An 8,924-nucleotide genomic window follows, 5' to 3' on the forward strand; every position below is an offset into this window, starting at 1 on the left:
GATTTGTCGTAATGTTTCGATTCGATCTGCAGCATGCCGAGTATCGAGTGGAACAGATTATCCTGGCTAACCGGATTGCGGCTGCGTTTGCTCAGGCACTCCTTGTCCAGCCCGAAGCTGCTGGCGAAGCCTTGCGACAGCCACATGACCATCGGAATCTCTGTCTGTTCCTTGGGTGCGATCGAATACGGCAAGCCGTGCAGATAGATACCGTGTTCGCCCAGCGATTCGCCATGGTCGGACAGGTAAAGCATCGCGGTATCGTAAGTCGTTTGCGTTTTCAGATAACTGATCGTTTTCGCCAGAAAATGATCGGTGTACAACACGCCATTGTCATACGTGTTGATGATTTCCTGCTGTGAGCATTTGCTCAGGTCGGAGGTGTCGCAGGTCGGCGTGAAGGCGCGCATGGCGGCCGGATAACGGCGGAAGTAGGACGGCCCGTGATTGCCCAGCATATGCAGGACGACGAACAGGTTGCCGTTCTTTGCCTTGTGAATTTCGCCATCCATATTGTCCAGCAGGATTTCATCGAGGCAGCGTTCGCCATCGCACAGCGCGGGATTCTTGCTGCTGTCGAGACGCTGTTCTTCCAGGCCATCACAGACGCCTTTGCAACCGGCCTGATTATCGCGCCATATTGTTTTCAGCCCGGCATGATCGATGATGTGCAACAGCGATTCATGTGCGCGGATTTCTTTTTCATCGTAGTTGCGCCGTCCATACGTCGAAAACATGCAGGGCACCGATACCTCGGTATTGGTGCCGCATGAAGTGGCGTGCGGGAAGTTCACTACATCCAGCTTGCTCAGTTCGGGCGTGGTTTGCTGTGCGTAACCGTTCAGTCCCCAGTTTGCTGCACGTGTCGTTTCACCTACTACCAGTACAAACAGCATCGGTTTGGCGCGCTGCGCCCAGGCTGCGCCCAGTTTTGCATCACCGCTGATCGGAATCTTCGGCACATTCGCCTGCGCGGTGTCAGCTGCCACTACGCGCGCCAGCGAAAACAGGTAATTGCTGGGCGTGATCAGGAAGCGCACTTCCTTCTGGTTGCGCATCAACGAAGAAAAATCCTGGAATACCAGCAGAGTAGAACCGGCCGCAATGATGATTGCGCCGACGATATATGCCAGACGTACCGGTATGGCGCGGCGCAAGGGCACGGTTTTCAGACGCAATTTCCACAGCACAAAAATCGGCAGTGCGGCGTACATGAACATATATATACAGAAGTTCAGCGAGAACAGTTCGCTGGCTTCCTTGACGTCGGTACGCAGAATGTTCCTGACCATTTCCGTATTGAAGAAAACGGTGTACTTGTTCATGTAATAGGTCGCTGCAGCCGTGACGATGAACAGCACGGTCAGCACCGGTTTGGCGCTCCAGCGATTGAGTACGATAAACAGGCCGGTGCTTTGCAAGGCCGTGATCGCAATGAAAATCGCAGCTGCAAAAAACCATGAAGCGGGATGCGACCAGTCGCGGTTGGCCAGTGCAGCAGAGAAGAACAGATGGTTGCAGGCGAGGGAAAAAAACAGGCTCGCAAGAATGCCGAGCCTTTCAACGCCGATGGCGGGGAGACGAGCAAAAACAGCAAGCGAGGAACGAGGGAGAGTGCCGACATTTCCGGCGGCTTGGGACATTTTCAAGGCAGGTACCGGCTTTAAAGAGAGGAAGCCGTTACGCTATCGAGGGCGCCGTTAAGGGTGCGTTAAGGTCATAACCTAAGCAGGAAAACGAAGGAAAGTTGTGAATCAGCCGGGAGTCTGGTGCTTGTTGATGATCAATTGCGCGTTTATCAACCTTGAGTAGCAGCGTTATTGTTTTTCATTTGCCCTGCAAGACTCGGATTAGATGGGAATTTCAGGGTAAAACGGCTGCCGCCGCCATCAGGCGTTGAGTGTTCAATTTGCCAGCCAAGATGGTCGGCCACGCGCTTGACGATGGCCAGTCCCAGGCCGGAACCGACATGCTGGTTGCCGTTGCCGCGCACGAAACGTTCAAACAGGCGCGCACGTACGTTTTCCGGCACGCCCGGACCGTTATCTTCTATCGTCAATTGCTGCGCCGTCAATTGCACCCGGACTGTGCCTTCTTCCGTGTACTGGCAGGCATTGCGCAGCAGGTTGCCGATTGCAATGCCGGCCAGCTCGGCGCGTGCGTAAACCCAGATGTCGCCTGGCTCTTCAAATTGAATCTGCACCGGCTTGCCGGCCAGCAGTTGCTGGCAGCGCTCGATTTCACGTGCAATCAAATGCGTGAGCGACAGTTGCGAGCCGCCCAGTGCTGTCGGCGATTGCGATAGCAGCAGCAAGGCGCTCACGCGTTCCGAGGCCTCGGCCGCGACGCGCCGTATGCGCTCGGCGACGACCAGCTCGTTCGGCGCTTGTGCGAGCCGGACTTTCAATAATTCGGATGCGCCCAGCATGATGGTCAGCGGAGTGCGTAATTCGTGACTGACGTCGCCGGTAAATAATTTTTCATCGGCGAGAAACTGTTGCAGCTGGTCGGTGCGTTTGGCAAATGCACGCGCCAGCATGCCGATCTCGTTTTGCGTGGCAAGTGAAGGCAGCATGGTTGGCGCATCGTTGCGTTCGACTGCTGCAGCCAATGCGGTGACTGGTGCGATGATGCGTTTTGCGGAGGCTAGGCCGAGTACGATCGCCAGCAGCATGCTGGCGATGAAACCGACACCGATTGAAATGAAAATAAGCAGTTCGAGGAACTCGAAATCGCTGGTGTCATCGCTCAGTACGAAGTGATCGCTGCCCTGATTGCGCACAATGATGTGCATGGCACGCGTGCCGCTTTCGATTTCGTGGATGCCGGGAGCATAGCCGCGCAATTCAGCCGGGATGCCCTGATTGACATAGAAATGAATGTCTTCCGGTAATTCGATCAGGTGTCCGTTCCGGTGCTGGCTGATGACCTGCTCTATCAGCTTGCTCATGTTGTGGTCGATCAGGTTGGCTTCCGCTATTTCAACCGAAAAATAGGCTACCAGCGAAAAGAAGCTGCACAGCACGAAGGCCAGCAACACAAAGGCGCCGGCAATCCGGTGTTTCAGCGAGAAGTTATTTTTCATCTTCCTTGATCAGGCGATAGCCGTTGCCGGGCAGCGTGCGCAGCATCGGATGCACAAAAGGTCTGTCCATGGCCTGACGCAGGGCATGAATGTGCGTGCGCAGCGCATCACTGTCAGGCGGATCATCGCCCCATATTTCGCGCAATAATTCTTCGCGTGTGATCAGTGCAGGCGCTTTGCGCATCAGTGATTCGAGCAGTTTGTAGCCGGTCGGTGTCAAGGCCAGTTTGTGTCCGGCACGCTTGGCTTCGCAACGGCTGAGGTCATAACGCAATTCGCCGAATTCGAGTATGTGTTCGACATTCTCATTGCGCGCACGGCGTACCAGCGCCTTCAGCCTGGCTTCCAGTTCCACCAGAGAAAACGGCTTGACGAGGTAATCGTCGGCGCCAACCTCAAAACCGGTCAGCTTGTCCTTCACCGTATCGCGCGCAGTCAGCATCAGGATGGGCGTTGCCAGACGCTGCTCCTTGCGCAGTTGACGACATACTTCTATGCCATCGAGTCCGGGCAGTTCCAGATCCAGCACGATCACATCGTAATGTGCGCTGGTGGCGCGCGTGACGCCGGCCGAGCCGGTGAGCGCGACATCGAGCGTATAGCCGAGCGGCTCGAGGAAGCCGTACAGATTGGCGACGATATCCGGATTGTCTTCGATGATCAGTGCGTACACGTTTGTTTTCCGCTTGCCTATTCGTCGATGGCGGTAAAGCGCTGCACGCTTTTTCCATCGTGCTCGATCATTTCAAAAAATACTGTTTCCGGACGGGTCCAGAACGAACCGTCGGCAGCGGTATAGACGATCATCACAACGCTCGGATCGGATTCGAGTTTGGCGGCACAGACGAAATCATAGATGCCGCCTTTATAGTGTCTGAATTGCATAGCGCTTCTCCTCGAAAACCATTACATCCTGACGACCCAGCTGGCAATCACCAGCACGACGCCGATGTTGATCGGAATATTGATGCCAGCCTGTTTCCTGCCGTAGGCCTGCATTGCATTCGATACGGCAAAGCCGCCCCAGAGCAGCAGATTCCCGCCGCCGCGCAGCCAATCAGCCTGATCGGCGCCGGTCAATAGCTGGTGCGCGCCGGCGAGTGCCAGATAAACGCAAACCGCTGCAAGAAACAGGCGGACGTTTTTCTTTTTAAGTATTTCTTCTAAGGATTGCCCTGAAAACATATGTACTCCATTTGATGTGTCGTTATTGTAAGTGAGTACGGCAATCGGCATGGATTTAATGCTGCGCGCAGGCACGGAGGATGGGGGGTGCTGCAAAGGTGCAGCCCCTCTCAAGCGAAGCATGAAGATTGATGCAAATCGATGGCAAATTTGCGCATCGCGTGGCAAACAGGAGGACGGCGATGAATGCGATTTCGGCAGTCGCATATGCTGCAACAAGCATTACTGCGCAGGCAGTACACGCAACAACTGTCCGCGCGCTTCATCTGTCAGCACATACAGCAAGCCATCCGGTCCCGCACGTACATCGCGTATGCGCTGCTCCAGATTCTGCAGCAGGCGTTCTTCGCGCACGACCTTGCCATCCTTGAGTTCCAGCCGTGCGAGATAACGGAATTTGAGCGAGCCGATAAACAAGTTACCTTGCCACGCCTTGCCGTATCTGTCGCTATGCAGAAACGCCATGCCGGATGGCGCAATCGATGGCGTCCACTGATGCAGCGGTTGTTCCATGCCGGCTTTTGACGTCAGGCCTGCACCGATTTTTCCACCGCCATAATTTTCGCCATAAGTAATAATCGGCCAGCCGTAATTTTTCCCGGCTTGCGGCAGATTGATTTCATCGCCACCTTGCGGGCCATGTTCATGCGTCCATAATTTTCCATCCGGGCCCAGCGTGGCGCCCTGTACATTGCGATGCCCGATACTCCAGATTTCCGCCAGTGCACCGGGTTTGCCGACGAAGGGATTATCTGCCGGTATCGAACCATCCTTGCGGATACGTACAATTTTTCCGTGATGGTTGTTCAGGGTTTGTGCATCCTGCATGCGACTGAAGCGATCTCCCAGCGTCAGAAACAGCGTGCCGTCGGTGTTTTCAACGATGCGGCAGCCGAAGTGTGCACGGCTGTCGAATTTCGGCTGCTGACTGAACAATACTTTTACCTGTTCCAGTTGCGTGGCATTGTCGGACAAGCGTGCCGATGCCAGTGCTGTTGAATTTCCTTTGCCGCCGGTTTTTGCATTGGCGGCTTCGCTATAGCAAAAATAGATGGTGCGATTGCTGCTGAATTTGCTGTCCGTGATGATGTCGAGCAAGCCGCCCTGACCACCGACATCGATCTTTGGCAAGCCGGTGACGGGTGCAGAAATCGGAACGCCGGCCTGCACCACGCGCAGAGTACCCGCACGTTCGCTGACCAGCATGCGCTGGTGATCAATGAAAGCCAGCGCCCATGGATGATCCAGACCCTGTGCAATGATTTCCGTGCGCACTACACCTGCATCTTGTGCCGAGGCGGTAGAAATGATGACGCACAGGAGCGAAATGGCGGCGGCCTTGAAGCCATGCTTGCGCATGTGTGTACTGGAAGTATGGAAAGAGCAGTGCATGATCAGAGCAGGAAAAAGCATATAAAAATCCGGCCGTACATTGCTGCCCCGTCAGCGGGCGACAGATGTGCGGTCTGAAAATACTGCTGATAGTTTGTATGCGCTGTATGTCAGGCCGCATACAAACGGAATGAACGTTACGGCGAGGTATTCGCCAGCTTCTTGATGCTGGTGATTGCGTAACCTTTGGCCTTGATTTGTTCGAAGGGGGCGTCGATCGCAAAATTTGCCAGCTGCGTTGCGCCGTCCTCCACATCCACGCCACGATTTGTCAGCTCCCAATCCGTGTTGACCACCTCTTCCGGGATCAGCTTGCCTTCGGGTACGGCCATATAGGAAAAATGACCGGCGTGCTCTGCTCTTCTATAAATATCAATGCGCATGACGAATCCTTAGAAAAGTTGAGGAATGGCCTTTTGTCACTGTACATCGCTGGCATGGTTGCGGGAAGCGTCCGGACGGAACTTTGCAGAAATTACATGATTGGCTTGAATCTTGCCTTATCTGCAATCGCGGGCATTAAATTGCGCTATCTACGCGCAATGATCGGGCAATGTGACGAATTTCCGACATTTTTCCTGCAGATCGGCACTTTATATGACAAAAATGGTGTCTTTTTATAAAGAAACGTTACATCCGGGTAATGAATGACTTGCACCATGGTAGTGTTTTCATACATTCTAGGGGGAGTAATGCGGACTACTCGAATCTGTGAGAGGTATTCATGTTGAAATTTAATTTTTCAGTGAAGACGCGCGAAGGCCAAAAAATAGAAAGCATCGTGATCGGTGGGATGGATCGCGAAGATGCTGAACGAAAATTGCGGCAAATGTATCGTCATTGCGAAGTATTGCGTTGTGACATAAAGGGGCATGTACAACGCCCTGGTATCGCTCATTCAGTTGACGATATTCTGTCTCTCATCTCGCGCTAAGGCGGGTGCGTCGATAAAGCCTTCGGCCAGCAATTCATCCAGCAAGGTTTCGTAATCCTGTGCGCCACGACTGTTGGGCGCATGCTCGAATATTGTCTTGTTATATGCAGGGCTTTCAGCCAGGCTGACATTTTCCGAGATGCGCGTGCGGCAGACATCGGCGCCGAATCGTTCTTCCAGTATCTTCAGCACTTCCCACGCCATGCCGCGCCGTCCATCGAAGCGCGTCAATAAATAACGTCGATTGACGCGGCGCTTCAACACCGGCTCCAATGCCTTCAAGGTTTTTTCAATCTGGATGGCGCCCTTTGCCGATAGATGATCTGCCGATACCGGCACGATCAGGCAATCGCAGGCAAAGATCGCGTTCAGCGACAGCACGCCTATCAATGGGCAGCAATCGATCATCACCGGCGTGTTTTCATCGTTGAATTTCTCGCCGCGCAAACTGGCGTTGAGCATGTTGACGATATCGTAGCCTTTGCCAAACAGGGTATCGACTTTCGATAATTCCATATGCGCCGGGATGATGCCGATGCCGCTGGTGGACGATGTGCGTACCAGTTCGCGCAGTGTGCGATTGTGCTGAAACAGGCTGAGGATCGTATCGCTGCCGGAATTTGCCGTCACGCCGGTGACTGCGCTCAGGTGCGCTTGCGGATCCAGATCAATGCCATAGGGTTGGCAACCGCGCCGTGCCAGTGCGGCGGCAAGATTCAATGCAGTCGTGGTTTTACCTACGCCGCCTTTTTGATTGAATACCGTGACTATCGTCATAAGGTTCCCGAATGCGATGCAACTGCATCGATACATCGATCAATCTATCAACGCGACCGGCCCGGGAGAGCCATGCTTCCCTGCGCATTATTTCAACGCGGAGATGCGGGAGACATGGACGGCGGGCATGTAGTTTCAGAATAGTAACATCCTGATATTGTTATCCCGTCATTTAGCGCTGTACGCGCGTAGTCAGTATTCAATCAAGCGCTAGGAAGACGATGTTTCCCTTTCATCTTGTACCGTTCAGAATATTTCTTTCTTTCGAAGATGCAGGAAAATTTCGATGGTAGCGAGCACGGCAGAAGATATGGCGAGCAATGGCATCGCGGCAAACAGGAATGCAGCGCACACCCATCCTGCAATCGGCATTGCTTTCCATGCACCTGGCAACAGCTTCGGCAAGCCGAAGGCACCAGTCTTGCGGCGCTTGAAGAACATGATCCAGCCGGACAGCAGCGAGAAGACAATGCCCAGACCGAATATCAGCAATAGAAGCTGGTTCCACCAACCGAATTCGCCGCGATGGAACGGGATGCCGATGCCGGTGGCCTTGGAAAAGGCCGTCTGATTTTTCCAGTCGGAGTAGAACAATGCGTTGCCGCTGTATGCGTCGAGCATCATGTCGACGCGTTTTTTCGGCTGTGCGGGATCGTAACTGTTCACGCGCCATGTGCCGAGACTATCGCGCGGCGCAACCAGCTGCAATGCAATCGCGGGCGCCTGTCGCCGTGCGGCATCCGCTGCAGCCTGCCATGTCATTGGCGCGATACCGTCTATGACAGTTGACGTCAAATTACGCGGCGCCTGTGGCGATGCCTGGCCGATGCTGTCGCGCGCCAGACGAACCTGATCGCCGGCATATTTGCTCCATGTCAAACCGGTTGTCAGGATAACGAAACTCATCACGCTCAATGCAACGCCGATGAAGCCGTGCCATTGCGCCCAGGCCTTGCGGCCGCTGGCACCGCGTTGCGGCAATCCTTTTTCACTGTTGCGCGGCCACCATAAATAAACCCCGGTCAGCAGCATTACCATCAACCAGCTTGCCGCCAGTTCAATCAGCCAGCGCCAGCTATCGCCTTGCAGCAGAGTGGAATGCAGTTTCTTGCTCCAGGCGCCAAACCGCTCGTTGCCGACATGTGTGCCCAGTACGGTAACCGTATAAGGATTGACGTAGACCACGGCTGTTTGTGCGCTGCGATTTGCTGCTGCAGGCGTTGCTGACGCGGTTCGGTGCGCAGCATGTTCGTCAGTCGATGCGTGTGTGCTGTGCGGATCGGGCAGCATGAAAAATACCCTGACACTATCGCCTGGAGCGAAAGCCGGCACGACCGAACGCAACGATGATGCTGCCGGTACGGCAAGGCGAGCGGCGCTTATCGCCGCATCCAGCGTGCGCATTTCGCCGACAGGCTGGACATGATCCAGATCAGCGTACAAAAGCTGTTCGATTTGCGGTGTGAAGATATACAGAATGCCGGTCAGCGCCGCAACCAATGCGAATGGCGACGCGATCAGCGCGGCCCAGAAATGGATGCGCCAGAACAG

9 protein-coding genes are annotated in these 8,924 nt (G+C 54.5%); all 9 read right to left on the reverse strand.

The genetic code is table 11. The features are described 5' to 3' along the window. Nucleotides 1–1,643, reverse strand: a 1,643-nt coding sequence (locus ABWP27_RS10650) for a phosphoethanolamine transferase (protein ID WP_353156479.1), incomplete at its 3' end; no start/stop codon positions are given. A 155-nt stretch (nucleotides 1,644–1,798) separates the two neighbouring features. Then, nucleotides 1,799–3,085: a sensor histidine kinase gene (locus tag ABWP27_RS10655; RefSeq protein WP_353156460.1), complete on the reverse strand. Its 1,287-nt coding sequence runs from the start codon at nucleotides 3,083–3,085 to the stop codon at nucleotides 1,799–1,801. Further along, nucleotides 3,075–3,758 carry a response regulator transcription factor gene (locus ABWP27_RS10660; RefSeq protein ID WP_353156463.1) on the reverse strand — a complete coding sequence of 228 codons (684 nt, stop codon included), beginning with the start codon at nucleotides 3,756–3,758 and terminating at the stop codon, nucleotides 3,075–3,077. Before ABWP27_RS10660 ends, ABWP27_RS10655 begins: the two co-directional genes overlap by 11 nt. Before the next feature lie 17 nt (nucleotides 3,759–3,775). Next, nucleotides 3,776–3,970, reverse strand: a complete 195-nt coding sequence (locus ABWP27_RS10665) for a DUF1653 domain-containing protein (protein WP_353156466.1) — start codon at nucleotides 3,968–3,970, stop codon at nucleotides 3,776–3,778. Between the two features lie 21 nt (nucleotides 3,971–3,991). Beyond that, on the reverse strand, nucleotides 3,992–4,270 hold the full coding sequence (locus ABWP27_RS10670) for a hypothetical protein (RefSeq protein ID WP_353156469.1): 279 nt from the start codon (nucleotides 4,268–4,270) through the stop codon (nucleotides 3,992–3,994). Between the two features lie 222 nt (nucleotides 4,271–4,492). Next, nucleotides 4,493–5,629: a PQQ-dependent sugar dehydrogenase gene (locus ABWP27_RS10675; RefSeq protein ID WP_353156482.1), complete on the reverse strand. Its 1,137-nt coding sequence runs from the start codon at nucleotides 5,627–5,629 to the stop codon at nucleotides 4,493–4,495. A gap of 170 nt (nucleotides 5,630–5,799) precedes the next feature. Further along, nucleotides 5,800–6,045 carry a DUF6139 family protein gene (locus ABWP27_RS10680; RefSeq protein ID WP_353156471.1) on the reverse strand — a complete coding sequence of 82 codons (246 nt, stop codon included), beginning with the start codon at nucleotides 6,043–6,045 and terminating at the stop codon, nucleotides 5,800–5,802. 515 nt (nucleotides 6,046–6,560) lie between these two features. Beyond that, nucleotides 6,561–7,373, reverse strand: a complete 813-nt coding sequence (locus tag ABWP27_RS10685; RefSeq protein ID WP_353156474.1) for a ParA family protein — start codon at nucleotides 7,371–7,373, stop codon at nucleotides 6,561–6,563. Between the two features lie 246 nt (nucleotides 7,374–7,619). Continuing rightward, nucleotides 7,620–8,924 (reverse strand): PepSY-associated TM helix domain-containing protein (locus ABWP27_RS10690; protein ID WP_353156477.1); only part of this gene is annotated, 1,305 nt, incomplete at its 5' end.

Origin of the sequence: Herminiimonas fonticola, assembly GCF_040395855.1 — a bacterium.
In the GTDB taxonomy this organism is placed as follows: Bacteria; Pseudomonadota; Gammaproteobacteria; order Burkholderiales; family Burkholderiaceae_D; genus Oxalicibacterium; species Oxalicibacterium fonticola_A.